General features: G+C 42.9%; 22 protein-coding genes. 9 read left to right on the plus strand and 13 right to left on the minus strand.

Annotated features, from left to right (window positions below; all coding sequences use genetic code 11):
- Positions 1 to 133: 133 nt before the first annotated feature.
- From PSE7429_RS07165 to PSE7429_RS07190, 6 genes are all read right to left on the minus strand, one after another.
- Positions 134 to 334, minus strand: a complete 201-nt coding sequence (locus tag PSE7429_RS07165; protein ID WP_009626446.1) for a HEPN domain-containing protein — start codon at positions 332 to 334, stop codon at positions 134 to 136.
- Positions 331 to 660, minus strand: a complete 330-nt coding sequence (locus tag PSE7429_RS07170; RefSeq protein WP_009626447.1) for a nucleotidyltransferase domain-containing protein — start codon at positions 658 to 660, stop codon at positions 331 to 333. The genes PSE7429_RS07165 and PSE7429_RS07170 overlap by 4 nt, the downstream gene beginning before the upstream one ends.
- 47 nt (positions 661 to 707) lie before the next feature.
- Positions 708 to 977, minus strand: a complete 270-nt coding sequence (locus tag PSE7429_RS07175) for a type II toxin-antitoxin system RelE family toxin (protein WP_009626448.1) — start codon at positions 975 to 977, stop codon at positions 708 to 710.
- Between the two features lie 14 nt (positions 978 to 991).
- A complete protein-coding gene (locus tag PSE7429_RS07180; RefSeq protein ID WP_009626449.1) occupies positions 992 to 1,213 on the minus strand; it encodes a hypothetical protein in 222 nt (73 codons plus the stop codon).
- 195 nt (positions 1,214 to 1,408) lie between these two features.
- Complete coding sequence (locus PSE7429_RS07185) at positions 1,409 to 2,644, minus strand: hypothetical protein (RefSeq protein ID WP_144052492.1); 1,236 nt, start codon at positions 2,642 to 2,644, stop codon at positions 1,409 to 1,411.
- 106 nt (positions 2,645 to 2,750) lie between these two features.
- Entirely contained in the window at positions 2,751 to 4,346 is a 1,596-nt protein-coding gene (locus tag PSE7429_RS07190) for an NB-ARC domain-containing protein (RefSeq protein WP_009626452.1), read from the minus strand.
- Positions 4,347 to 4,444: 98 nt separating this feature from the next.
- Between PSE7429_RS07190 and PSE7429_RS07195 the strand changes: the two genes are divergently transcribed.
- The 6 genes from PSE7429_RS07195 (at position 4,445) to PSE7429_RS07220 (ending at position 9,189) form a co-directional block, all read left to right on the plus strand.
- Positions 4,445 to 4,897 carry a DUF29 domain-containing protein gene (locus PSE7429_RS07195; RefSeq protein ID WP_009626453.1) on the plus strand — a complete coding sequence of 151 codons (453 nt, stop codon included), beginning with the start codon at positions 4,445 to 4,447 and terminating at the stop codon, positions 4,895 to 4,897.
- Positions 4,898 to 4,915: 18 nt separating this feature from the next.
- Positions 4,916 to 5,179, plus strand: a complete 264-nt coding sequence (locus PSE7429_RS07200; protein WP_009626454.1) for a type II toxin-antitoxin system HicB family antitoxin — start codon at positions 4,916 to 4,918, stop codon at positions 5,177 to 5,179.
- A 201-nt stretch (positions 5,180 to 5,380) separates the two neighbouring features.
- Positions 5,381 to 5,854, plus strand: coding sequence for a CHAP domain-containing protein (locus tag PSE7429_RS07205; protein ID WP_009626455.1), 474 nt, complete (start codon positions 5,381 to 5,383; stop codon positions 5,852 to 5,854).
- Between the two features lie 101 nt (positions 5,855 to 5,955).
- On the plus strand, positions 5,956 to 6,474 hold the full coding sequence (locus PSE7429_RS07210; RefSeq protein WP_009626456.1) for a hypothetical protein: 519 nt from the start codon (positions 5,956 to 5,958) through the stop codon (positions 6,472 to 6,474).
- A 40-nt stretch (positions 6,475 to 6,514) separates the two neighbouring features.
- On the plus strand, positions 6,515 to 6,757 hold the full coding sequence (locus PSE7429_RS07215; protein ID WP_009626457.1) for a hypothetical protein: 243 nt from the start codon (positions 6,515 to 6,517) through the stop codon (positions 6,755 to 6,757).
- A 260-nt stretch (positions 6,758 to 7,017) separates the two neighbouring features.
- Complete coding sequence (locus PSE7429_RS07220; protein ID WP_009626458.1) at positions 7,018 to 9,189, plus strand: glutamine synthetase III family protein; 2,172 nt, start codon at positions 7,018 to 7,020, stop codon at positions 9,187 to 9,189.
- A gap of 95 nt (positions 9,190 to 9,284) precedes the next feature.
- Here the strand turns inward: PSE7429_RS07220 and PSE7429_RS07225 are convergent, their stop codons facing one another.
- The 4 genes from PSE7429_RS07225 to PSE7429_RS07240 all read right to left on the minus strand — a co-directional run bounded on the left by PSE7429_RS07225 (position 9,285) and on the right by PSE7429_RS07240 (position 15,026).
- A complete protein-coding gene (locus tag PSE7429_RS07225) occupies positions 9,285 to 9,887 on the minus strand; it encodes a TVP38/TMEM64 family protein (RefSeq protein ID WP_009626459.1) in 603 nt (200 codons plus the stop codon).
- Positions 9,887 to 10,855 (minus strand): arsenosugar biosynthesis arsenite methyltransferase ArsM, encoded by a 969-nt coding sequence (gene arsM, locus PSE7429_RS07230; RefSeq protein ID WP_009626460.1) that lies wholly within the window; start codon positions 10,853 to 10,855, stop codon positions 9,887 to 9,889. Before arsM ends, PSE7429_RS07225 begins: the two co-directional genes overlap by 1 nt.
- Positions 10,856 to 11,512: 657 nt before the next feature.
- Positions 11,513 to 13,087 carry a bifunctional ADP-dependent NAD(P)H-hydrate dehydratase/NAD(P)H-hydrate epimerase gene (locus PSE7429_RS07235; protein WP_009626461.1) on the minus strand — a complete coding sequence of 525 codons (1,575 nt, stop codon included), beginning with the start codon at positions 13,085 to 13,087 and terminating at the stop codon, positions 11,513 to 11,515.
- Positions 13,088 to 13,145: 58 nt separating this feature from the next.
- Positions 13,146 to 15,026: a protein phosphatase 2C domain-containing protein gene (locus tag PSE7429_RS07240; protein ID WP_009626462.1), complete on the minus strand. Its 1,881-nt coding sequence runs from the start codon at positions 15,024 to 15,026 to the stop codon at positions 13,146 to 13,148.
- A 426-nt stretch (positions 15,027 to 15,452) separates the two neighbouring features.
- Here PSE7429_RS07240 and hrcA point away from each other — a divergent pair, with 426 nt between their 5' ends.
- Positions 15,453 to 16,517: a heat-inducible transcriptional repressor HrcA gene (gene hrcA / locus PSE7429_RS07245; RefSeq protein ID WP_009626463.1), complete on the plus strand. Its 1,065-nt coding sequence runs from the start codon at positions 15,453 to 15,455 to the stop codon at positions 16,515 to 16,517.
- 5 nt (positions 16,518 to 16,522) lie between these two features.
- On the opposite strand, the gene cobN is transcribed toward hrcA, so the two are convergent.
- Positions 16,523 to 20,449: a cobaltochelatase subunit CobN gene (gene cobN / locus PSE7429_RS07250; protein ID WP_009626464.1), complete on the minus strand. Its 3,927-nt coding sequence runs from the start codon at positions 20,447 to 20,449 to the stop codon at positions 16,523 to 16,525.
- Positions 20,450 to 20,474: 25 nt separating this feature from the next.
- Between cobN and PSE7429_RS07255 the strand changes: the two genes are divergently transcribed.
- Positions 20,475 to 21,872, plus strand: a complete 1,398-nt coding sequence (locus tag PSE7429_RS07255; RefSeq protein WP_009626465.1) for a cobyrinate a,c-diamide synthase — start codon at positions 20,475 to 20,477, stop codon at positions 21,870 to 21,872.
- 402 nt (positions 21,873 to 22,274) lie between these two features.
- On the opposite strand, the gene hpsJ-A is transcribed toward PSE7429_RS07255, so the two are convergent.
- Positions 22,275 to 23,102 carry an HpsJ-like protein, cyanoexosortase A-associated gene (gene hpsJ-A / locus PSE7429_RS07260; protein WP_009626466.1) on the minus strand — a complete coding sequence of 276 codons (828 nt, stop codon included), beginning with the start codon at positions 23,100 to 23,102 and terminating at the stop codon, positions 22,275 to 22,277.
- Between the two features lie 131 nt (positions 23,103 to 23,233).
- A complete protein-coding gene (locus tag PSE7429_RS07265; RefSeq protein ID WP_040687642.1) occupies positions 23,234 to 23,893 on the minus strand; it encodes a cyanoexosortase A system-associated protein in 660 nt (219 codons plus the stop codon).
- 412 nt (positions 23,894 to 24,305) lie between these two features.
- Between PSE7429_RS07265 and PSE7429_RS07270 the strand changes: the two genes are divergently transcribed.
- Positions 24,306 to 25,916, plus strand: a complete 1,611-nt coding sequence (locus PSE7429_RS07270) for a hypothetical protein (RefSeq protein ID WP_009626468.1) — start codon at positions 24,306 to 24,308, stop codon at positions 25,914 to 25,916.
- The last annotated feature ends 67 nt before the right edge of the window (positions 25,917 to 25,983 follow it).

Genomic DNA, 25,983 nt, shown 5'->3' on the forward strand with positions numbered 1-25,983 from the left:
AGTTGTCCTTTTGCGGAACGTCGGTACATAAAATTTTATTGATGCAAGGATTTTCTTGTTTTGGGCTTTTCCTTGCATTTTATCAGCTTTTACAACCTTTGGAAACTACTGATTGCAACTGTTTCTGCCTTTTTCAGCAAGCCCTAAATAGACGAATTGTACCTTTATGAGTCGAAACATCTAAGTCTTTGGATAGCAATAAGGCTTGGGTTGCATAGTACATGGAGTAATAGGAGCGGGACAGGCAGGTTCTATAATGTTCGCGTTCGAGCAACAATTTTGCAATGTCTAGTTCTTCTAGTGCTAAGGAGATTAGCTTTTTGAATTCATTCATAATTCAATTCCTTCTTTTCTGATATTTCGTAGCAAAGCAACATTTCTTGTATGGAAGTCTTCTTCGGACATAGGAATAATAGAAACGATTTCATCATGCTCTAATAGCATTCTTACCCGCAGTTCTGACATATTGAGGATTTCTTGGAATTGGGAGATATTGTTTTTAAGAACGATGAGTAAGTCAATATCTGAGTCGGGATTGGCTTCGCCTCTGGCATGGGAACCGAATAGGATTAACTTAACAAGGCGATCGCCATATAGTTCCTTTAAGCCTAGTTTTAATTCGTGCAATGTTGGCTGAATGCTGTTTAAAGTGATACTCATTTCTTCGCTCCTTGTTCAAATGCTTTGGGGATTTTGCCACTCATTTTCTAAGGAAAATAACGATAAAACTCTTTACGATGTAATATGCGGATGACTTCTACTGTGTTGTCGGAAATTTCTATGCCAATGCGATAGTCACCGACTCTAATTCGGTAACGGGTTGAATATCCTTGCATGGCTTTTATGTTCGATAGTTCCTGCAAGCTTTGAGCTTCAGGTAAAGTTGTAAAGGCAATTTCATAGATACGTTGATATACTGATGAGCCTTTCAGGTTTTTGAGATCTTTTAAAAATGATTGGCGATACTTTACTTCCATTTTGGTCTTCCAATCTAATCCTCTAAAAAGGCTAGAGCTTCGGCACGGGAATAAAGAGGAGTGTTTTTACCTTCATCCATCGCTTTATTGAGACAATAATCTTCTATGGCTTCGCTAAGATTTTCTAAAGAGATGTTGTCAATGGGGAAAAGTTGCCGCCAAATCTCGATGGGGATGACGACTGCGGTGGGCTGTCCTTCTTGGTTGGTTATATACTCAAGGTTTAATAGGGACATTACATTTACCTTAGTGAATGTTTTTTATGAAATCTGCTTTCATTGTATCAAAAGTCTTTGTATTACTCATGTGCTTAACGATTCTCTTAAATCGCATCGACTATTTGAGTATTCATTGTATGTTTCCTCCAAAGGCTTTGTTAACTCTCCCAATTTGTTTCGGCGCTTCCATTTGTGCGAAAAGTTCTAGTGCTTTTAGTCCTTTTGCTTTACATGGTTTTTACAACCAAGATCCGAACATGGGCAGGCAGTTAAAAGTTCATCTGATTTAACTAATTTAAGTTGAATAATTTTTAGTTTAAGATAAATTCCTAGTCCATAAGAACTAAGAAATATTTGTTTAATTAGAATTGTTATATAGTTGAAATCAATTGTTTTATCGGTTAAAAGCTTGCAAAATACACGGAAAATCAAAAGTAAGGCTAAATGGACTTTAAGACTTTTACAATATATCAAGAATAATTTTACACAGGCAAATAAATATCCTCGACTATAGCCAATCTCAATATTCTTGTGAATAGATTCTTTAACCTCTTTTTCTTGTTGAGATATGGCAAGCTTTACTTGTGATAATCCAGAAGGAACTGGATTCTTTTGATCAAACAATTTGACACTCTCTTGATAATGATAATCAGCACTATTTACGACTCCACATATTTCAAGAACTTGAGCTAGTCTTAAATGATAAAAAGCAGTTGCTCCGATATCTTGGGTGATTTCATTATTATTACAAAAATTGCTGAGCTTTTTTTCGGCTTGAATGTAAAAATCAATACATTCTTTGAATTTGTATCGCTCTAGTTTTATTCTTCCTAAATAATGTAAGCAAGTAGTGAATGTTTTTGTGAATTTCATTGAAGCAATGGAATTATCATCTATTTCTTCTAGATAATTTAAAATCCTTAATGACTTTTGAAAATATTTTAATGCACTATTTAAATTAAACGTTATAAACTTTAAACATCCCAAAGCACACCAAATATCAGCCATATTTACATGAACACTAAAATCTTTCTGACATATTGACTCAGCGTATAATAATGTTTTCTCCATTTTGGTGTACTTGCCAATACCGTCATAGTAATAAGCAAGCCTAATTAGAACTTCAATTTTCTCTAAGTCGCTTTTACTTAATGAGATAGATTTTTTAAGACAGATTTCAATTTTGCTGTCAAATGTGTAAAACTGAGCTAAGCAAGTTGCTTTTGCCAGATATATATTAGATGGAACGGATTTATTTGTTTTCTCGTATGTTCCAATTAACTTATTGATTATCCTCAACCATTCTGATGAATAGTTGGTTTGTATAGCTTTGTATGTAAATCTACTTAGCACCAAATTGCAGGTATCCAGATTCTCTGGATTACGGATGTTATCCTCAATAGATTGAATAATATTATCAATAAGCGTATTCTCTTCTGATGATGTCAAATAGTCTTCCAACATATTAAGAAACATCCTGCCATTATGAAATTTTTTATCAACTCTCGAATTTCTACTTTTTAAGCTATACATATTTTGTTTTCTTACAATATTTTTATTCTGATTCAGATCTTTTGATAAACTCAAAGAGTATACTATGTATTGCGTATCGAGGCTTGTCTATAAGGCTGCAAGTATTTTGTAATAACGAACATCTTATAAGTTCTAAAATAGCTTCATCAAAATCATTGTCATCTAAGTTAGAAGATATTTTTAAATCTTCATAACATATACTTGAATTTGAGCTAAATCCTGTTAATGTACGCAAAATATTATAAGCTTCATCTGAAATAGAGTTTAATGCCTCGAAATAGAGATATGAAGAAAGATTTTCTTCATGTAAAACTTTGTTTATAATTTGGCTAAGCGTTAATTGATGGTTAGTTGCTATTAGATTGACTATGAGTAATATAATAAGTGGAATACCATCACTCACGGTAAATATTGGGTAAAGCTGTTCATCTGTTGCTTTGGCGATACGTTCGACATGATCACCTTTATATCTTATTAACTCCACAGTAGATGGTCGATCAATTCCTTTCATCTCAATCTCTTTCAACTGGCTATTTTCTGATTGGAGCTTCTGTCTTGAAGTCATAATTATTTTACTTGGAGATAGATTGTTGGATAAATCATATGGATTAAATCCCTGAATTAATTGCTTATACTCTTCTAACGTCTCTAAGTTGTCAATTATGATAAGATAAGGGGCTTGTTTAAGTTTGTTCTGCAAATATTTAAACTGAACTTTAAAATCTGGAGAAGTTGGCAAGGTTATTTGAAGCTGTGTGGCTATATTACTTACCAATGCTTCAAGATTTATGGAAGAACCAATAATCTCTTTTTCTGATAAATCTTCTACTTTAAAATATCTTCTCTTAGCAGTAACCCATACAATATCAGTAAAGCCTACATTAGCCCCGTAATCTCTAACTAACTTCTCTACTACTGAAGTTTTACCAACTCCGCCAGAACCCACTACGCTAATTAGCCAAACATATTTATTTTCTAAATATGTTTTCAATTGCTCCAAATAATTTTCTATTCCGTATAGTCTTTCTCTAGAAGCGTTAGCATGAGAATCTAGAACCCTATTAATTTTTTGCTGGATGTTCATGTTTTCAGTATTATTCTCAATAATAGAAGTACTTTCAGATATTATAACTTTCTCTTCTAAGTACAGCAAATCTTGAATCTCGTCAGGGGTGATCAAAATATTTTGAAGATTAGTTTGTTTTTGGGAGCGATCTTGATCGCGTCCAATAAACTCAAGGGTTGTTAATTCTGGAATTGATTCGGGAGTAGGGATAGGGATATTTTGGGGATTAGTTGAGGGCTGGGGGCGATCACTCGAATCACCATCTACCCAATCTGGATAGATACTAGGATGCACCTCAAAATCCTTGCAATACCTACGAAATAAAAGCACAAGATGCTGACGTTGCTCTTTTTTACCATTAGCTTCCGTCCCAAAATGTTTGCAAATCTCGATAATTTTGCGCGTAGCCGTTGAGCGATCTTTATCTAAAGCCTTAGCAATCTCCCCATCAGACTTTGCTTCAACTAGCCACAATTGCAACACTGCCCATCGTTCAGCATTAGCAGGACTTTTCAGTTCTTCAAATTTATCTAAAAACTGCTGTTTTTCCACTATGCCCCATTACTAAGCCCTTGTAGCTGACAGTGCCTATGATACTATGCCATCATAGAAAAGTTAAGCGATCGCACCAATAAAATCGGAAAAAGATCATGACTCAAGCAATGGTCAAGCAAACACTTTATGACACCGATCTCAACCTGTGGCTAGAAACAGTAATCTCCCAATTGCGATCGGGGGATTTACAAAATGTTGATATTGAAAATTTGATAGAGGAGTTAGAGGGTTTGGCAGGTAGAGATAAGCGGGAGGTCGCCAGTCGTCTCAAAACTCTAATTGAGCATATTCTCAAGCGTTGTTATTTGGATATGCCAAATGAGTTTAGAGGATGGGAAGTAACTATTAGAACTCAAAGATTTGAATTAGAACAAATTCTCGAACAATCACCAAGCCTCAAGCGTCACTTTATCGACAACTTTGATAAATGCTTTAAGGTTGCACTTCAGAATGTACGAGGTGAATATTCACAGTATCCATTTCTTGATACATGGCAATTTAGCCGTGATGTTGACTCAATTTTGACTGCCAAATTTTGGAAAATCTAAATTCTGAGAATTGGAAAGATGACAATAACTAAACCCAATAAATCAACTTCTCAACGTCAGTCCTTAGACTACTACCTCAAACTCACCTATCCCATCACTTTCTATCCCAATCCTGATGGTGGCTATGTAGCCGAAATCAAAGACCTAAATGGCTGTCTCACCCAAGGCGAAACTATCAAAGAAGCCGTTACCAATATCAACGAAGCTCGTGAGCTATGGATAGAAAACGCCTATGAATACGGTGACGATATTCCTTTATCTACCCAGTTCTGCTACGGGTAAATCTGCATTGCACTAGACAAAGTTTATGTGCATTTTTGTCTGTGCATTTTTGCACAAAGACCCTACCTAGTGCATTTCTGCATTTTTGTCATGAATCTCGAATGATTGATTTAGTGTGTTTGTAGATTCAATCACTTGGTTAAGCGGTTGAGTTAAAAATTATTCAAATTGTTTACATACTAGATCTTTAGGAGATTCTCCATGCCACGATTGACTGGAAAATTTGTCACCAGTATAGCTGTTGTTGCTACACTGGTTGGCATCAATTTGCTCTCGTTTTCTAGCCCCGCATCTTCTCAATCAAAAGCTTCATGGTGCTGGTGTACTGATTATGTTGCCAATAAGTTTAATCTAAAAAACTTCCCCGCAGCAAATCGCTGGAATGATGGTTTTTTGCAAAAGAATGGGTTTACTCAGACACAATCGCCAAAATCTGGTGATATTGTTGTGATGGAAGCTGGCTTTCCTTGGGCAGATACGACTTATGGACACGTTGCTCTGTTTGAGTCTTTAAATAGCAAAGGTTTTGTGTCAGTGCGTGGAGCTAACAACGGAGGAAAGATTGCCTCGACTGATGCTAAGTGTAATAACGTTACTTCACTTCTTTATAACGGTAAAGGTGCTGAGGTTAGTAAAAACAATAGTAAAATTTCTTTCTGGACTAATCGCCGTTAAGAAAATCCTTTGATTTATCTAAGTGATCGCCTGTTACGCCCTCGTAATGGCGATCGCTTTTTACTTTTGGAGAACCTAAAAACTAGTCATTGCTTGCAGCTATGCGAAAAATTGGATTTTTATTATTTTTGTTTTTATTTAACGTTCCAATTGGTGAAGCGATCGCACAAGATGCCCCAGTAAACTTAAACACTAACTCATCTGCACTTACTGGAACTACTCCTGCAAACAACTCCTTTGAAAATAACGGTAATGGAATTCAACAGATTAATAGTGGCAGCTTTACTGGAACACTAACTACACCTACTTGTACAAGCCGAGTTTGTCCTTTTGCGATTGGACGCATCACTCCCAATGGCTCAGAACTAATAATTGGCATAATTGCTAACTTAGGAGGTTCGGCAGATGAAGATCGAGCAGCAGCAGAGAAATTAAGAATTGAAATGGAGGGTGTTAAAAACAATAATGATTATAAGCTCCAACTCTTAGATAAGTTGGCTACTGCCATTGATAGCGGTAACTCAGTAAGAATTAGAGCCGTTGCGATCGCACTTGCCCCATTAGAAGGATACAAAGACTTTCGAGAGTATCTCAAAGCTTTACTCAACGAGAAAAGCTAAATTTTATTTTTATGCATTAAGTCAGATAGGAGAAGCAATCATGTTTGATTTATTAAAATTCACTACATTATTCCTGAAACTCTTTGCACTCTTCATCTTTGGAATATTCCTTGCATTTCCCATATCAGCCATGTGTGGCACGATCGCCATTCTCATCTCTTATCTCCCGCTCATCTGGCAAATCCTTTGGCGGACAGGATTAGGACTATTGATGCTGACAGCGATCGCTTTATTTATCGAAGGATTGAGAAATATTGATACTCCCTTCCCACCAAAGAAATAGACATACAAAACCAAGAAATTAGATGTTGCGGCGCTTCGCGCCGCAACATCTAATTTCTTCACTGGGAAGGGAGTAAGAACAGTCAAAAGCATTGCCAATCCACGAATATTACCTGAAGATTAAAAGACGATTTATATCGCCAAAAATTTTGTGCGCGTTTATACCAATCAAATGCGATCAATTCGGTATCTTTTTTAGCCATTTGATAAATATATCTTGCGTATGATTATAAAAACCTGACAATACTCCCTAAAATAATCATGAGCGGAAACGAGTCACGCATTCAAGCTATTTATCAGATCACCAATCGCGAACCAATGCCCAAAAAAGCACCGAAGCGCTTGGAAGAACTGTGGGCAACCGATGTGTTTACTCTGAGCAAGATGCAAGAATGTCTACCCAAGACAGTTTTTAAATCGATCAAGAAGACAATTCAAACTGGCGAACCTCTTGATGTCTCAGTAGCCGACGCGATCGCCTTAGCAATGAAAGATTGGGCAATCTCTAAAGGTGCATTGTATTACGCCCACGTCTTTTATCCTCTAACCAACGCAACAGCCGAAAAGCATGATGGCTTTATCTCTGTCCAGAGCGACGGTTCGGCAATTTCAGAATTTGCAGGCAAATTACTCGTCCAAGGCGAACCCGATGGATCTTCGTTCCCCAATGGCGGTATTCGCTCCACATTTGAAGCACGCGGTTACACAGCATGGGATGTAACCAGCCCTGCATACATCATGGAAACCGATAATGGTTCCACCCTTTGCATCCCCACAGTTTTTGTATCTTGGACTGGTGAAGCTCTAGACAAGAAAACCCCACTATTACGTTCCAATGCAGCGATGAACAAAGCTGCAACCAAGGTTTTGAAAATTTTGGGCGAGAAGGAGATTGCTCCCGTTAACTCTAGCTGTGGTGCAGAACAAGAATATTTCTTGGTAGACTTGAACTTCGCCAATGCTCGTCCCGATCTACTGCTTGCAGGAAGAACTCTATTTGGCAAGCCTTCGGCTAAAGGACAGCAATTTGATGACCATTACTTCGGGGCGATTCCAGAACGTGTACAGATGTTCATGCAAGATGTGGAAGAGCGTCTCTATCGCCTTGGCATTCCTGCTAAAACGCGTCACAATGAAGTAGCCCCTGGACAATTTGAAATTGCTCCAGTATTTGAAGCTGCTAACGTAGCAACGGATCACCAACAAATGATCATGACCATGCTGCGATTCACCGCTAAAAAGCATGGTTTTGTTTGCTTGCTTCATGAAAAGCCCTTTGCAGGTATTAATGGTTCTGGTAAGCATGTTAACTGGTCGGTTGGTAATGCAACTCAAGGTAATCTTCTCGATCCTGGTGATACCCCCCACTCCAATGCGCAGTTCCTCGTATTCTGTGGTGCGGTCATTCGCGGGATTCACAAGTATGGACCTCTGTTGCGCTCGGTTGTTGCAACTGCGGGTAACGACCACCGCTTGGGTGCTAACGAAGCTCCTCCTGCAATTATCTCCGTTTATCTCGGTTCTCAACTTGAAGACGTATTCGAGCAGATTCGTCAAGGTGAACTGAAGAGTTCGACGGGCAAGGGCTTGATGAATATTGGTGTAGATACTCTGCCCATCTTGCCTACCGATCCTGGAGATCGCAACCGTACTTCACCCTTTGCTTTCACTGGCAACCGTTTTGAATTCCGTGCTGTGGGTTCTGGGCAATCCGTGGCTGGTCCTCTCGTTGCCATGAATAGCATCTTGGCTGATTCCCTAAACTGGATGGCAGAAAAGCTCGAAGCCGAACTAGCAAAGGGATTGAGCTTGAGTTCTGCGATTACGACTGTTCTCAAGGAAGTGATGGAACTTCATGGAGCAGTAGTTTTCAATGGCAATGGCTACTCTGAAGAATGGCACAAGCTTGCCGTAGAACGCGGTCTAGCTAACCTACGCACAACTGCCGATGCTCTGCCAGTGCTTAAGGAATCCTACATTGAGGAATTGTTCAGCAAATTGGGAGTGCTGTCTCCTGTTGAGCTAGCAAGCCGCTTCGAGACCTATGCTGAGCAATATATTCTCTCGATCGAGGTGGAAGCGAAATTGGTTGTCAGCATGGTGAAAACCTTGATTTATCCTGCGGCGACTCGTTATCTTGCCGATCTCGGTAATGCTTCCCTCAGCTTGAAAGAAATCGGTGTGGACTTTGATAAGGAAACTATTGAGAAAGTCGCATCCTTGACTAAGTTGGCGATCGATGGAGTGAGCAAGCTCAGCGATGCCCTATCCAAGCATGATTTTGCTTCTGTAGAAGAGCATATGCAGTTCCTTTCTCAAACTGTTCGTCCTCTGATGGATGGAATTCGCGGTTACGTTGATGCCTTGGAAGGTGAAGTTGCCGATGACCTATGGCCATTGCCTACATACCAAGAAATGCTTTTCATTAAGTAATTTCTCGTAATTATTGCTGTGTCTGATAAAACCCCAATGGTGGAGCTTTGCACCACCATTGGGGTTTTATGATTTACAGCGCTACGTGCAGTTTTTTATTTGATATTTAGTTCGGCGATCGCTTTATTTGCAAGTCTTGTGACATATATAGTCACGGCAATTGTAGCCACCAAACCAACGATCCGCATTGTCCATTGCAATGGGGGATCTAAGGGTGGGGTGTCGCTACCAATACGCGCAAGGTCGCCCGCAAGAGACCCGATATAGACATACATAACTGTGGCAGGAAGCATCCCGATGGAAGCGATCGCATAGTCCTTTAAACCCACATTAGTAAGACCAAAGACGTAATTTAACAAACTAAATGGAAATATCGGGGATAACCGCGTTAAAAGCACAATTTTGAAGCCCGATTGGGCGACAGCTTGATCAATCGCCATAAATTTCTGGTTGCCTTCAATCTTTTTGCCAATCCAATCTCGCGCAAAATAACGTCCGATTAAAAAAGCCGCGATCGCGCCTAAAGTTGCACCGATAAACACATAGATCGATCCCCAAAGCACCCCAAATATCGCTCCTCCTCCTAAGGTTAAGACTGAACCAGGGATAAAGGCGATCGTGGCAACAATATAGACAAACAGGAAGGCAAGTCCACCCCAATAGCCAAGATTTTCAATCCAGTGAAAGATTTCTAACATTAACAACAACCTCCGCCGTTATAATGCCAAGTGGAATCGCTAATAATTATCTCTTCGGGAAACTTTTCCGCAAGTTTTTTCGCGGTTTTGTCGCATACTGCAAGAGGATTACCCCTTTGTAAGAGATGCCCTGCACGATCATTCAAATAGGAATCAATGCCATGATAGACTGCGGTTTTTCCAGTAAAAACGCAGGCTCCATCGCTAGGAATGGGAACTTTAAAAGATACTGAATCTAAGCTCTCCAGCATCAAAGGTGTATCGAGAGCGAAGCTATGGGTATCGAGGAGCCGATAGGGACGACGAGCGCGAACTTCTATCTGTCCAAAGCCTGCATTGATGAGAGAATAGATATACTCATCGTAGGTCATTGCACCTGAGAGACACATAGCTCGTAACCGTTCATCCGATTGTAAAGAGGCAGGAATCGGACGAGTGGCGATCGGATCGCTCATAATTAATCTACCCTTGGGCTTGAGAACGCGATAAACTTCCTGTAAAGCCCTCTGTAAATCCTGAGGCTCAAAAATATTGAACAGACAATTCTGGGCAATCACATCGATCGAAGCATCGGGAACAGGCAGTGAGAAAGCATCTCCTGCTAATATTTCTACAAATTCTGGGTCGAACCAATCATTATCTTTTGCGGCTAGTTGCAGATTTTGCTTCGCGACTTCGCGCATCTCCGCTACGGGATCGATCGCGATCACGCTTCCTTTCCGACGACAAAAATAGGCAAATTGGAGGGCTTCCAAACCACCACCAACCCCAATATAGAGAATCTTAGGATTGCCGCGCAATTCCGTCGGATGGATAGTCGTTCCACAGCCATAGTTCATTTGCTGCATGATTTCAGGGATCTTGAGATTGGGAAATTGCAGCGGTGGCGTGCTGATGCAACATAGCCCAACCTGAGGAGTCTTCGCTGCCTCTTTATAAAATTCAGCGGTAGTTTCGAGATAGCTCATGGGTTATCAGATAATCAGCTAATGAACTTTTTTATGCGAATATTGTCTAAACCATAGACTATTTTCCTCACATCAAGCAGCAATTTTACCGTTGTGGTGAAATTGCTTTTTTATATATATCTGCCGCCAGTCTTGTTAGGACAAAAGTAAAACCCAAAATAGTGTTGCCGCGCTCCGCGCGGCAACACTATTTTGGGCTCTAATTCAGTTGACAGCAGCTATATAGCAATAGCAACGTAAGAAATAGCGATAGCGAATCAAAACCGCAAAGATGAGTGGCGGCGCTTTGCGCCGCCACTCATCTTTGCTTTAAGCAGAACTTGTTGTGATCACGCTCGCATTAACTTCACGTTCATATCACAAGCAATCAAATCAGCGATCGCTAATTCTCCGTACTCACGATCGCTAATTGCTAAAGCCCAAATCACTTACTCCAGATTGTAAAGAACAGATACTAAACACATCAAGAGTTTACAAATGCAGGAGCAAGACAATGACTGAAATTAACATTGGCGGTTGTATCTTCCAGTCTTACGCTGCGGTGGTAGTGTTTTTATTATTAGTGATCATTCTCTGATCGCTCTCTAAATTTATCCATGGGCAAATTTGATTACTCCCAGAAAATTTGGGGATTGTGCGCCTAGATACTTGAAACACCTAAGTTTTTACTATCTTGCTAGGATAATCCTGTAAAAATGGCAATAGATTTTGAGCAAGAGTTACGGGATCGACCCCCATTTCTGTCCTTTGTCTTACTAACCATCTTGCTGTCTGAGAATGCCACAGGGTCGCGACGATCGCGGCATCCTTGGCGGTCATTCCTTGCGCTAACAAACCACCGATCATTCCTGCTAATACATCACCACTACCACCTCTGGCTAGGGCTGCCGTACTTTCTGGATTGATCCAGACTTGAGAATCGGCTGGAAAATTAGATCGGGGCATAGTATCGGACGGACTGGCGATCGCCGTTCTTGCCCCCTTTAGCAAGATGGTCGATTGGGTTTGACTTACCGCAATTTGCAGGGCTGCTAGGCGTTCAACCTCGCGCAAGTCTGGAAATAGTCGGCAAAACTCTCCCCAATGGGGGGTCAAAACTGTGGCACTGTTACGATTGGGTAATTGTTGATTGATGCGGACTTTCCCCATAGCAGCTAGCATATTCAATCCATCTGCATCAAGCAGGAGTGGTTGCTCGCTATTAATTAACTGCTCCACAATTTGTCCTGCATCAAGGGAAAGTCCACAACCACAAGCGATCGCTTGGTATTTTTGCCAATCTAAGTCGGGGAGCGAGGCGATCGCGCCCGATGGGGTCTCCGTACAGCCGATGACCAGAGCATCGGGAACTTGGGCGAGCATCAATGGTTTGAGAGAATGGGGAACGGCGATCGATAACATGCCAACACCCGTTGCCTTTGCGCCTAAGGCAGCTAGTATAGCTGCACCACCGTATCGCTCCGAGCCGACGACTAAGAGTAAATGCCCGATATCGTACTTATGGGCGATCGCTGATCGCGCGATCGGTAAGCGATCGCTGATCACTTCGAGCGGATCGATGCGCCATAGGGGATGGCGATCGCCAAGGATTTCTTGGATCGATTTTTCGGGGATGTCGAACCCTATTCTTTCGAGGTTGCCAATGTAGGGAGAGGCGGCTTCGGACAATAGTCCCCTTTTCCACAAACCCAAGCAAAGGGTATGGGTCGCGCGGATTGCCGTTCCCATGGCGTTACCGCGATCGCTATGGATGCCTGAAGGTAGATCGATACTGAGAACTGGAATTTGCCAGCTATTGATGGTGTCAATGGCGATCGCCCCATCACCGATCACATCTCGATCTAAACCAAACCCAAATAGACCGTCAACGAGGAGATCGCAATCGCCCAAATCGGCTAAAGCCACAAAAGGAATACCCAGACTTTGGGCATAGCAGCCATGCACTCGCGTTAAGGGTTTGGACTTGGTAAAGGGTTGATAGATCTTGACCTGTCGCCCTTGATGATGCAATTCTCTCGCTACCACTAACGCGTCACCGCCGTTATGTCCCGAACCAGCCAAGATCCCGATCCTTTTGTAAGGTTCAGGGGGATATAGCTCGGTTAAGCGCTGCGTAATTTTTAGGGCAACTTTTTCCATCAGTGATGCCACGGGCATTCCTGCTTGGAAAATCAAAGTTTCGATCGCTTGCATTTGACTTGCCGTGACGATTGCCTGTGATGCGAGATTCATTGTTTAGGGCACAAATTTTAAGGCATAAAGTTTAGGCATAAAGCTTAAGGCATAAAGCTTAAGGCGCAAATTTCTGGAGACTGGTGGGTAGGTGTTGGCGTACCCAGTTTTTAACTTGGGGGAACTGCATTGCCGCCAAGCCGCTACCGAGAATTAACGCCACTAAAATTAAAATGATAATAAATGCGCTATTGGTCTGTTTGGGAACGGCTAATTCCGTCTTTGCCGACTCAAACTCATCGAGATCGAAATCTGGATCTTCCGCAGATTCCGATTTCGATGATGATGTCAAGGCTAATGCGCCTGCCGCCTCTTCAGATTCAGCTTGAATGTCCTCTGTATCGGCTTCTGGGGAGGGATTGATAACTTCTGTGGTGATCTGATTTTCATTAACAAGATCTTGCTCTACATCCTCAGGGGCAAATCGACAGCGCATCAGAGCGACCGTAATATTGTCATGCCCATTGAGTTGGTTAGCTTGATCGATCAAATTCTGACAACCGCGATCAAGGGACTGATTTTCACTGAGGATCGGGAAGAGATAGCGATCGCGAATCTGCTCGACCCGATCGAAATCACTTAACCCATCGGAACAGAGCAGCAATAGGCAGTCTTCATCGATAAAAAATCTTTGGACGCGGGGCACGAGCATGTCTGAGCCTCTAGTGCCTAAAGCCTGAATTAAGGCTCCCCCATCGATCCTTTGGGATGAATAGGCATAAAAATTGTAGCCTAGGGTAGTTTCACGGGTTGCTACATCATCGTCAAGGGTAACTTGACGCAGGCTATCCTTGGTGATGCAGTAGAGGCGACTATCGCCAATATGCATGACATATACCTCATTGCTCATCTTGCCATTAGGACGGGGCATCACTGCCATAACCAGTGTTGTTCCCATCCTTTTTTGGGCTTGACGCTGTTGCTGGTCATTAATTGCCACGATCTGATTGTTAACGACACGGGCAACCATTTCTAGCTGGGCAATAAAACCTTGGGCCGAAAAATCGGGATCGGTTTCCGCCTGTTGCAATAGGGTTTTTAGTTGTTGCTCTAGGGTCTTGATTGCTAGAGAGCTAGCCACTTCGCCACCATCATGCCCGCCCAGACCATCGCAAACGATCGCTAAGCGATCGCGGAGGGCTTCAGGTTGTTCGGTACGCTTTTGGCGCTTGGCATCTGGATAACAGGCATCTTCATTGCCCTTATCCGCGCGTTGAATCCCCACATCAGTAGCACTGGCAATCCTGACATTGAGGGGCTGATTCTCCATCACATTGAGAGCCATCCGATCCAGATGGGCGATCGCACCGTTAATGTCGTATTCGCCGCGTCCCAGACTATAGAAAAATTCAGCGATCGGTTCGGCAATCTCTGGTTTAGCCAGATCGAGCCACTGTACCCAGATATCACCTAATTGGGAAATATGCACGGCAGCAACATCAGCTTGCAATTCCAGCAGGCGCACCCACATGCCATCGACCCGTACTAATCGGGGATCGATTAAAGTCCGCGTCATATTCTGCTCAGCTAAAGGTTGCCAGAGGTTGAGGACTTGCCAAAGCAAATTAATCTGTCGTAGTGCGGAGGCTTCGGCCCATGCTTCGGCTAGGGTGGGACATAACTTGCCTTGGCGATCGATGGGGACGTTTTCCAACAAAAATACTTCGGAAAGATTGAGTTCTTCACCGAGCAACAATAGTCCGTAAGGTCGGGGCAGGTGCAAACTCAATCTCGATAGCTTGAGGTAAGAAACCACATAGGTTTGAAATTCAAGGGGTAACTCTGGCAGGGAGTAAGCATCCGTATCCACAACAATTTGCGAAGAGAGGACATGGTAGCGATCGGCAACCAGCGAGTCGGGCGGAAAGGTATCGGTATCCAGACCGACTGCCCAAAGATATTGCTGCTCAACTGCCGTAGCTTGCTCTTGTTTTTCCATGAAGGTTGTTAATCGCTTACCAAAATTATGGGGTGAGGACGGGAAAAGTTGCAGATGTCTTAGAAGTGTTTACATTATCAAATTTAAGGTCAGAATAGACTGCTTCGAGCGATATTCTATCGATAAATTAAGAGATCCGAATCTGTGCGTTCAAATGACATTTGGTTATTGTAGCTAACTTAGGTGGCAGCTAACTTGGGTCTTATTAGTTTAAAAACGCTTTTTAGCGTGACAGAATTTGCTTAGATGTACGAGTTGCTACCAGATCTATTCACAATCTGGGTATTGTATTAGGTAAGCTTTTGATTTGTAGAAGCTAAATTTAGCAATAAAAATTTAATACTTTATTTTTTCCGTTTTAATATTTTATTTTTCACTTTTCACTTTATTTTTTCACTTTATTTTTTCATTGCACTGCCCTAACCCATGAAGCATCACCTTACCCATCGCGAACAAAAAGTTCTTTGGGCAACTATCGATCACTACATTCACACAGCGGAACCAGTTGGTTCTAAGGCTTTGGTGTCAGAGTACGACTTTGATATTAGCCCTGCGACAATTCGTAATGTCATGAATATGCTTGATCGCAGTGGTTTGTTATTTCAGCCCCACACATCGGCGGGACGTGTCCCCTCGGATTCAGGCTATCGGGTTTATGTTGATGAATTGATTGATCCCGCTAGCGAGCTTACCTACAGTACTCACCAATTTCTTGCTAGTAAAAGCGATCGCCTCGGCAAGTCTAGTCTCGATGGGGTGATGCGTGATGTCGCGCAGATTTTGGCGACCTTAAGCGGTTGTATTGCGGTGATTACTGCGCCGAATATGCAGACAATGCGCATCAGGCATTTGCAGTTGGTGATGGTGGATCGGTGTAAGGTAATGGCGATCGCCGTAAGCGACACCTATCACACCGCTTCGGTAACGATGGATTTACCTAGCGAGACTAAGCCTGAAATTTTGGAAGGCGAGTTAAATATTCTCAATAATTTTTTAAACGAACATCTGCGCGATAAAAATTGGTCGGAGTTGAATAGCGCTTTGCAATGGGACGATCTCGATCGCCAGTTTCAGCAATATGCCGTATTGTTGCAACAGTCTTTACAGCAGTTGATGAAATTATGCGATCGCACGGCTCTCGGACAAATGTTTATTAGTGGCTTAACTGAGTTATTGCGTCAGCCTGAGTTTTCTAATTTGCGACAGGTGCAAAATATCGTGCAGTTACTTGAAGCCGATCGCGCTTCGTTGATGGCGCTGATTGTGGATCAGCCGAGTCCTTCTGCTAATTCCGTGAGCATTAGAATTGGTTCCGAAATCTCCATTGAGCCAATTCAGAACTGTACTTTTATTTCTAGTACCTATCTCTGCGATGATAAGCCTGTGGGAACGGTGGGTGTATTAGGACCAACGCGATTGGGTTATACAAGGGCGATCGCTTCCGTACAGGCTGCGGCTCTGCATCTCACTGATGCAATTAGTAAATGGTAAATTATTCAGTCAGTAAGCCCTGTTTGCGATTCGATCGCCCCTTCGGCATCATTAGCGATCGCCTTTAGGCGATCTAACATATCTGCATTCACTTCCTGCCACATCCCACGCTGATTAGCTTCTAGTAAGCGTTCCGACATATCACGCAACGCCCAAGGATTGCTAGACTTAATAAAATTCTGGACTTCAGGATTAAAAATATATGCCTCCGCAATACCCTCATACATGAAGTCGGAAACACAATTAGTCGTTGCATCATAGGCAAACAGATAATCGAGCGTTGCCGACATCTCAAAAGCCCCCTTATAGCCGTGACGCATTGCTCCCGATATCCATTTGGGATTAACGACCCGCGATCGATAAACTCGCGCAATCTCTTCACTCAATTTGCGAACCTTGGGCTGCGCCATCCGTGAATTATCGCCAAAGTATACTTCTGGGGCATTGCCAGATATAGATTTGATTGCGGCAGTCATCCCACCCTGAAACTGATAGTAATCATCGGAATCGAGAATGTCATGCTCACGATTATCCTGATTTTGCAGCACGATTTGCATATTACTGAGGCGTTGATTAAAGGCTTCAGGGGCTGATTTGCCCTCAGATTTACTGGTATAGGCATAGGCACTCCAATTAATATAGGCACGGGCTAGATCCTGCTCGCTCTCCCAGTTTTGCGACTCGAGCAAGCCCTGTAAACCCGCACCATAGGCACTTGGTTTTGAGCCAAATATGCGATAACGCGATCGCTCTTGGGCTTGTTCTAAGGTTAATCCTTCTCTTTGCCAATGTGCGGATTCTGCTTGGACTTTCGCGGCTAAGGGATTCTGCTCGGCAGGTTCGTCCAGATTCGCCACAGCATTCACCGCACTATCAAATAAATCGATGAGATTTGGGAATGCATCTCGAAAGAATCCTGAAATCCGCAAGGTGACATCGACACGGGGACGACCTAGGATTGATAAAGGCAGGATTTCAAAATCAATCACGCGACGCGATACGCCATCCCAAACGGGTTGTACACCCAGCAGAGCGAGAGCTTCGGCTAAGTCATCGCCACCCGTTCGCATGGTCGAAGTTCCCCAAATCGATAGCCCTAGGGTTTGTGGATATTCGCCATGTTCTTGCGTGTAAGTTTCGATCAGCACATCCGCAGCCTTGCGCCCAATATCCCAAGCAGTTTCCGTCGGCACAGCGCGAATATCTACAGAATAGAAATTGCGTCCAGTGGGCAGCACTTCGGGTCTGCCCCTTGTCGGCGCACCTGATGCACCGCTGGGCACATATTCGCCATTGAGTCCGCGCAGGAGATTCGTAATTTCTTGATTAGTTTTGTAGAGAGAGGAGAGGAGGCGATCGCGAATCCATGTTAGTTCTGTCTGCGTTTCAAGGTTTAGATCCCCCCCAGCCCCCCTTGTAAAGGGGGGAGAATTTTCTTCTTCCCCCTTTTTAAGGGGGATTGAGGGGGATCGAGAAGAGATGAGGACATCCACCAAATCCGCTGCATATTCCTCTATTACCTCCACAGCATCACCAATAATCCGACAATTCGCTAAGCGTGGATGCGAACTCGTTTCAAGTAACTCGCCTAAATTCGCAGTTAATGGATCGAAATCTAGCTGCCAATCCTGCGCGATCGCCCTAGTTAAACCCATCCGATTAGTCGTAGGATTACGGGCGATCGCTACTACCAAATCCCTTAACTGTCGTCCCTCTGGACATTGCCCGAAAATATGCAACCCATCGCGAATTTGTGCTTCTTTAATCTCGCAGAGATAGCCATCGGCAGTGGTGAGAATTGTATTCAGCGAATCCTCTAAGCGATCTAGAGAAATCCCCAAATCTTGATGGAGATTTTCCTGTTTGATCGTGTCTATCAAGCGATCGCGAATCATCCCTAAACGTGAAGGATCTAAAGTTTCCGCCTCGTAATATTCATCGATCAAGCCCTCTAATTGCTGCAAGCCGCCGTATAGCTCGGCGCGAGTCATGGGCGGTGTAAGATGATCGAGAATTACAGCTTGCGATCGCCTTTTTGCTTGAGAGCCTTCCCCAGGATCATTGACAATAAAAGGATAGAAATGGGGCATTGCGCCAAAAGCGGCTTCAGGATAGCAATTTTCTGATAGCGCCACACTCTTTCCAGGAAGCCATTCGAGGTTGCCATGTTTGCCAATATGGACGATCGCATGGGCGCTAAACTTGTCGCGCACCCAATGATAGAAAGCCATGTAGTCATGGGTTGGCTCTAAGTCTGGCGCATGGTAATTGAGCGTAGGATCGAGGTCATAGCCGCGTGATGGTTGAATACCGACAAAAATATTGCCAAATTGCATACCAGCGATCGCAAATTCCTGTTCTTGCTTAGGTTGTTGCATACCAGCGATCGCAAATTCCTGTTCTTGCTTAGGTTGATTCCATCTTGTACTAATTCCACTTTGAACAGGTTCAGGCAAATTCTGGAAATAGATTTGATAATCAGTTAAAGATAGCGATTGATAGACCTGACGCAATCCAAAGGATTCGCGATCATTAGTTACACCTGTCGTTAATAACTTCATCAGTTCATCGCTAGTTTCAGGGATTTCCCCGACGCTATAGCCCGAACTTCGCAAAGCTTTGAGAATCTCTAAACAACTTGCTGGGGTATCTAAACCGACTCCATTGGCTAATCTGCCATCACGATTGGGATAATTGGCAAGAATCAGCGCAATTTTGCGATCGCCCACCTTAGTTTGTTTTAGCTCAACCCATTTCGCCGCCAGATCGGCTACAAAATTAATCCGCGATCGCACGGGTTCATAGGTCAATACTTCCGTTTGCAAAGCGAGATTTTGCCCCTGCATCGCTTTAAAAGAGACCGCCCTCGTAATAATCCTGCCGTCAACTTCAGGCAACACCACATTCATCGCCATATCGCGAGGATTTAGCCCCTGCGTACCATTTGCCCAAGTTTTCTTCAGCCCACCACTAAAAATCACCTGAAACACAGGCACATTCAAAGCTTCCCATAGATCGACTTGCGGCGTATCCGTTTTTAAACTGGCTAAAGAGAAGCTGGTCGTATTTAAAATCACATCTACTTTCCGATCGGATTCGGGCAAGCAATAGCGAATTAATTCCGCTTGGACATCGGGTTCTTTGAGTGATGAAACATAGATGGGTAAAGGTTCTAAATTGCGATCGCGCAATGCTTCACATAAAGCCGCGATCGCTCTTGTATTTCCCGATAAATAATGAGCGCGATAAAAAAGAATCGCCACCAATCCAAGATCCCCCTCAATCCCCCTTAAAAAGGGGGAAGAAGAAAATTCTCCCCCCTTTCTCAAGGGGGGCTGGGGGGGATCAACCTCTAAAACGGAGACAGAAGATTGAGGTACGATCGCTTCATAAACCCCTATTCTAGGCACTGATTGCGGAAGTTCGTATTCTGATGCAATATCTAAAAATTCTTTCGCAATAAACTTCAATAGATTCTGATAATTAGATATTCCTGCTTCAATGAAATATTGCCAAGCCTGATTCACGATCGTAAGCGTTGTTGTGGAATGGCTAGTTAGATTCGGATCGGGACGCTCATCCCCTGGCAATACGATCAGGATTGCACCAGTACTTGCCACCGTTTCCTTAACGACTTCTAATCCATAGCTCCAGTAAGACTGTCCCCCAATTAATCTGACAATAATTACCTTGGCGTTTCCTAAAACCTCTTCTGCATAGGTATCGATCGCTATTTGTTGCTGCAACTGCAATATATTTACTACCCGAATCTGCGGAAAATCTTCAGGTAATTGGGCAGTAGCCGCCGCAAGGGTTTGGATATCCGTATCGGCAGCAGTGATGATGACAATTGGTGCGGGTTGCTGATCGACAAAAACAACGCTGTCGGTGGACTGGTTCCAGCCCCCTGATATAGTAGCAATACGGTGCATTAGGTTCAGCTAGGAAAATTAGGCAATGGCAATTATTATCGCAGGTGAACGTAGTGGTGTGGGGAAAACCACAGTGACTTTGGCGCTATTAGCAGCCCTGAAAGCGCGATCGCCATCTAATCAAACCTTAGTGCAATCCTTTAAGGTTGGTCCCGATTACATCGACCCGATGTTCCATTCCTATATCACGGGACTACCCTGCCGCAATCTCGATCCCGTTTTAACATCTGAAGACTACGTGCGATCCTGCTTTGCTAAGCATTCTCGATCTGCCGAGTATTCTCTGATTGAGGGAGTGATGGGACTATTCGATGGGGCGACGGGAAAGGATGACACCGCCAGTACTGCCCATATCGCCAGATTATTAAACGTACCAGTGGTTTTAATTCTCAATTGTGCTAGCACATCTCGTTCAATTGCTGCGATCGCCCACGGATATCGCACCTTCGATCCGCGCATTCAGATTGCAGGCGTAGTTCTCAATCGAGTAGGTAGCGATCGCCATTTAGAACTGCTTACCCAAGCTCTTGAGCCTTTAAATCTGCCAATTCTTGGCGTTCTCCGTCGTCAAGATAATATTGCTATCCCCGATCGCCATTTAGGACTCATTCCCACCGCCGAAATGTCCGATCTCAATGGCATTATCGATCGCTTGGCATATCTTGGCGAAACTTGTTTTGATTGGGAGAAATTATTACCATTAATGGGAAGCCCTCACCCTCTCTCCCATGGTGATAGGGGAGTAATAGTTGCTCCCCATCTCCTGCGGGAGATGGGGCTGGGGGGTGGGGGGCTTCGGATTGCGATCGCCCAAGATAAAGCCTTTAGTTTCTACTATGCCGATAATCTCGATTTATTTCGAGAAATGGGAGCCGAATTAGTTCCTTGGAGTCCAATTAGCGATCGCACCTTACCTGAAAATATCCAAGGTTTATACTTTGGCGGCGGATTCCCAGAAGTATTTGCTGCCGAGTTGACTGAAAATAAAACCGCAAGAGAATCCGTTTACAAGGCGATCGCCGTAGGAGTTCCTACCTATGCCGAATGTGGTGGCTTGATGTACCTATGCGATCACATTGTCGATTTTGAAGATAAATCTTTCCCGATGGTAAATATTTTCGCAACGGCAGCCAAAATGGGTAAGCGGCTCACTTTGGGCTATCGACAGGCGATCGCCTTACGAGATAGCCCGTTAGTCAAAAAAGGCGATCAAGTTTGGGGACATGAATTTCATCGCTCATCTTTAACAGAAATAAGCGATCGTCCCCTCTATTCTCTCCAAGGTTACGATTCCCATTTACAATATCCGACGGAAGGATGGCAAAAACATCAAGTTCATGCATCTTACAATCATCTTCATTTTGGCTCACAGCGTCATCTATTATCGAGATTTCTCGTAAATTGTCAAAAGTCCAACAATTGATTGGGGTGACTGAATTGACTGAATTGACTGATGAACTGCATCTTCTGAACAAGATACTCAAACGATCGCTAAATTCCGTTTAGCTTTCTACAGCGCTTTGCGCTCAAATCCAAACCCAGAAAATTTTTAAAAGTGTTGCTTAGCAACACTTTCAAAAATTTTCTTGTGGTTCTTTTGATCGAAAATCGCTGTAAGTAACGTGAGTTCGGGATAATTTGAAACGGGCTTTGAGAAAGGGTTTGCTATGCAAACCCTTTCTCAAAGCCCAAAAGTAAAAGCCTTGCGTAGCAAGGCTTTTACTTTTGGGATTTTAAAATTTGCCAGCTTAACTTGAATTGACGTTGGTTTGCTGTCCAAAAACTGAGGGGTGGCACAAAGTGCCACCTCTCAGTTTTTGGAGAATTAGTTTTGTTCTTCAGTGCTAGTCGATGGGGAATCCTTGGATTGGGAATTAGGGGACTCGAGATCGAGGGTAGGTGCACCTGCAATATCGCCAAGACTTGTGGAAGCCTTCGATTTTTTCTTGCGACGGATGGATGTTCTCGCCCATTTAGTTTGACTCCAAATGCCGAATAGAACCACCGCTGAAACTATGGCTTCAAAGTACCATTTGACTGCTTGTTTGATCAATTGGCGAAACGCTCTACCTCTACTGGTATCGATATTCGTTTTGATCGCCTCTTCGTTTTTGCCGATCTCTGTTTCGAGCTGCTTCCTTAGTTCTGTTGGATTGGATTTATTCAATTTAATATTGGGCGATCGCTTTTCGAGAAATTCCGCTGCCCTCAATAAATTAGCATCGTTAGTATTTTTTAAATTTTCCTTAGCCGTATTAAACTGAGCGAGTTGCTGGGATAACGTTAAACTAGCTTGATTATTATTGTCATTGTTAATGCGAATAGCTGCACTAATCCCAACCAGTAGCATCAGAACATAAATAATACTGAGCAATAATGATAGCCATGACAAAAACTTCAGAATTTTTTTGCCAAAGGGCGATCGAGCTGTAGATTCACCGTAGAAAATTAATATTAAACCAATAATTGGCACTGGAGAAGTGCCAACTAACTTGCCTAACGTACTAAATTCCCAAGGTGCATCTTTGCCAAATTGGGGAGGAATGATTGCGTCAAAGAAATTGGAAAATGCTAATAGTAAAAGTCCATAGCCAGCGAAGCGAAGTAAGTTTGCAGTAATTACCTCAGTAGAATTTGAATTGGTATTACTCATATTTTTAAAGTGAAAACCATAAATTTAGTTTAAATTTGCAGCGATTAGCACTGAAGTAAATAACGGCTTTTTCTATTTAAATACCGAAGATTTAAATGCCGAAGATTTACAAGTCAAAATGAGAAATTGATTTAAGGTTGAGGAAACCTCGGTTTCCACCATTCATACCATGAAATCCACACTTTCTCTAATTTTTGACTGGTCGCATGGAGATCGCTTTCTGATGTTATTGGTGTGGACATCAAAGTCCAGAGACAGCGGCGATCGCGCAGATCTTTTTGTCCGAGTAACCAGCCAATTAAAATATCACGATCCATTACGCGAGAGCTAGCATTGTCGTTAAATTGTTCGCTAGTAACTGTAGAAATGCCACGGGGATTAATGCAAGCCGTAAGATAGACCCGATCCTGCCTCGTAAAAGTTGCATAAAATCCGATCGGATCTTTGCGGATGGATTGTTTGCGTAAATCTTCTTCACTAATCTCAATATTAGTTACGCCCTTAATGTAGTAATAAAGATCCCCTTCCGAACCCACTGCATATCTTAAATCAATATCTATGGGCATCCCATCTAAAGAATACTTATACTTCTTTCCAAATAAATATTTGGGCTGTCCAAAAAACTCTTTGGGATCGACAATATCTCCTTGGGCTTCTAATTTAGTTTGATCTGGCTCTAAAGTGATCTGTTCAGGAAATGTAAAAGGAGTGGGTTTGCCGATGGTGCTATCGATAACCGATCGCCCAAAAACCAATAAACTGCCACTAACTAAAACCATAAGTAATCCCATGCGAAATTTTTGACTAGTGGGAGTTATTAGAGAATTATTTAAGGGGATTTGTTTCTTTGGGTAATTTGAGAGGTGATCTTGATTGGTTTCGCTAGTTTTATCTCTCTCTTTGGGCATGGGGATTAGGTAGATGTTTGATGGTGATGATGAAGACTAGTGCAAAATATTAAGTAGTTCGGCATAATTAAAAACTAAAACCAGAGAGCATACCGCCCGCTACGCGGGCGGTATGCTCTTCTAGGTTTTAAGTTTACTTATCCCTAGCTACTTAAACATCATAAAATTTAAATATCATAAAATTTAATCATGCTTGATTACCTTAACGATCCTGCCTAAATTCCAGTCTAAATTCTTGTCTAAACTTGCCTAAATAAGTAATCTTCGTAATCTTCGCGATCTCCTAGAATAACTCATGCATAATTCTCCATCGGATTCTCCACAGGCAATATCTTGGCTCGATCATATCGGCAACTGGAATCCGCAACTATTGCGGGAAATTCGGGGCAAGCTTAAATTGCGTAATCTCATTGTTGCGATCGGATTATCTTTGTTATTTCAGACGTTGCTGCTTTTGTTTTACAGTCAGCGCATCCCCATGCAGGAATGTTATACCCAGATGCGCGGGTTTGGCTGTACCCCATCTTGGCAAGTTTGGTGGCTGGAGCAGTTTCGATTTATTACATGGACTGAACCATTTATTTTGTTTTTTACAGGGGTTTATAGCCTTGTCGCCGATCTTTCGCTGGAGGACTATAAAGGCACACTGAACTTTATCCGCATCAGTCCGCGATCAAGCATTAACGTATTGATGGGCAAGCTTATGGGAGTACCCATCCTTACCTATTTGGGGATCGGACTATCAATTCCCTATCATCTTGCCTCGGCGATCGGCGCGAATGTACCGATCGCTTTTTTATGCAGTTTTTATATATTGATGATAGGAACTGCCTTTCTCCTATTCAGTTTATCGCTATTGCTAGCTTTGCTGAGTGGATGGCAAGCTAAATTTGGCGGACAGGTCTCAGCAGGAGCATTAGTATTTGCTTTCATTACCTTCATTTGGTTTGCTCCCGCCTTTATGTGGTGGAATATTTTCACCACATGGAGTTCGTTTAGCCAAGTCCTAGTGGGTGGAAGAATCGAACCGATTCATGCGGAATGGTGGTATTTATCCATTACATCCAATATTTGGGCTTCCCATGCTTTTACAATTGTTAACTTGGGAATTTTTAGTTTGGCGATTTGGCGGATCTTGCAACGGCGCTTTCATAATCCTGCATCTACGCTTATTAGTAAGGGGCAGAGCTATGTTATGGCGGTTTATGTCCAGATCTTGATGTTGGGATTCTGTATGCAATCTAGCTTTATGCGGATACCATCGTCGAACTCATCCACGATCGAATTTCAATTAATTTTATTACTCCTTATTTATATCCCCAACTGCTTTTTGTTTTTACTAGCGATCGCGGCCCTAACGCCGCAACGGCAAGCATTACTGGATTGGGTAAGGTTTGGAGCCTTAGCGACTAACGAAGGACAGCCAGCGGGATTGGGCTATATCATCCGTGACTTGATTTGGTCGGACAAAAGCCCTGCCCCGATCGCGATCGCGCTCAATCTGATATTCACCCAAGTACTGATTCTGATTTGGGTCAATACATGGACGGCATCAGAAATTCGCGGTAAGGCGCTGATTGTATTGGCTTCCTTTGTCCTCACAATCCTTGTGTTCTCTCTAATTGCCCAATTAATTTTATTCCTGAAAACACGAAATCCATCGGCATGGGTAACAGGAACCATTTCGGCATTGGTTTTTCTGCCCGTATTAATCATGGTGAGTCTATCAATTAATCCCGATCGCCATGCTGGTCTATGGCTATTTTTTGGATTTCCTTGGCTGGTGATATCAAACATCAAATTTTCCGATATCATTTTGGCATTCTCAGCCCAAATTTCCGTCATAATTGCCCTAACATTGCAACTCATTTACCAGCTCCAACGCGCTAGAATGCAAGATACTTAAAGACTAAGCAAGTGGGCTTAATTAAATATAAAACCCTAAAACCTGCGGCGCACGCGCAGCGTGCGCC

Origin of the sequence: Pseudanabaena biceps PCC 7429 (genome assembly GCF_000332215.1) — a bacterium.
Classification (GTDB): Bacteria; Cyanobacteriota; Cyanobacteriia; order Pseudanabaenales; family Pseudanabaenaceae; genus Pseudanabaena; species Pseudanabaena biceps.

Bases quoted from the DNA above. Each gene is read 5' to 3' on its own strand.
- cobN (WP_009626464.1), bottom strand. From the start codon at position 20,449: ATGCACCGTATTGCTACTATATCAGGGGGCTGGAACCAGTCCACCGAC.
- arsM (WP_009626460.1), bottom strand. From the start codon at position 10,855: ATGAGCTATCTCGAAACTACCGCTGAATTTTATAAAGAGGCAGCGAAG.
- PSE7429_RS07195 (WP_009626453.1), top strand. From the start codon at position 4,445: ATGACTCAAGCAATGGTCAAGCAAACACTTTATGACACCGATCTCAAC.
- PSE7429_RS07210 (WP_009626456.1), top strand. From the start codon at position 5,956: ATGCGAAAAATTGGATTTTTATTATTTTTGTTTTTATTTAACGTTCCA.
- PSE7429_RS07220 (WP_009626458.1), top strand. From the start codon at position 7,018: ATGAGCGGAAACGAGTCACGCATTCAAGCTATTTATCAGATCACCAAT.
- PSE7429_RS07205 (WP_009626455.1), top strand. From the start codon at position 5,381: ATGCCACGATTGACTGGAAAATTTGTCACCAGTATAGCTGTTGTTGCT.
- PSE7429_RS07270 (WP_009626468.1), top strand. From the start codon at position 24,306: ATGCATAATTCTCCATCGGATTCTCCACAGGCAATATCTTGGCTCGAT.
- PSE7429_RS07180 (WP_009626449.1), bottom strand. From the start codon at position 1,213: ATGTCCCTATTAAACCTTGAGTATATAACCAACCAAGAAGGACAGCCC.
- hrcA (WP_009626463.1), top strand. From the start codon at position 15,453: ATGAAGCATCACCTTACCCATCGCGAACAAAAAGTTCTTTGGGCAACT.
- PSE7429_RS07255 (WP_009626465.1), top strand. From the start codon at position 20,475: ATGGCAATTATTATCGCAGGTGAACGTAGTGGTGTGGGGAAAACCACA.
- PSE7429_RS07175 (WP_009626448.1), bottom strand. From the start codon at position 977: ATGGAAGTAAAGTATCGCCAATCATTTTTAAAAGATCTCAAAAACCTG.
- PSE7429_RS07200 (WP_009626454.1), top strand. From the start codon at position 4,916: ATGACAATAACTAAACCCAATAAATCAACTTCTCAACGTCAGTCCTTA.
- hpsJ-A (WP_009626466.1), bottom strand. From the start codon at position 23,102: ATGAGTAATACCAATTCAAATTCTACTGAGGTAATTACTGCAAACTTA.
- PSE7429_RS07235 (WP_009626461.1), bottom strand. From the start codon at position 13,087: ATGAATCTCGCATCACAGGCAATCGTCACGGCAAGTCAAATGCAAGCG.
- PSE7429_RS07225 (WP_009626459.1), bottom strand. From the start codon at position 9,887: ATGTTAGAAATCTTTCACTGGATTGAAAATCTTGGCTATTGGGGTGGA.
- PSE7429_RS07215 (WP_009626457.1), top strand. From the start codon at position 6,515: ATGTTTGATTTATTAAAATTCACTACATTATTCCTGAAACTCTTTGCA.
- PSE7429_RS07165 (WP_009626446.1), bottom strand. From the start codon at position 334: ATGAATGAATTCAAAAAGCTAATCTCCTTAGCACTAGAAGAACTAGAC.
- PSE7429_RS07170 (WP_009626447.1), bottom strand. From the start codon at position 660: ATGAGTATCACTTTAAACAGCATTCAGCCAACATTGCACGAATTAAAA.
- PSE7429_RS07240 (WP_009626462.1), bottom strand. From the start codon at position 15,026: ATGGAAAAACAAGAGCAAGCTACGGCAGTTGAGCAGCAATATCTTTGG.
- PSE7429_RS07265 (WP_040687642.1), bottom strand. From the start codon at position 23,893: ATGGGATTACTTATGGTTTTAGTTAGTGGCAGTTTATTGGTTTTTGGG.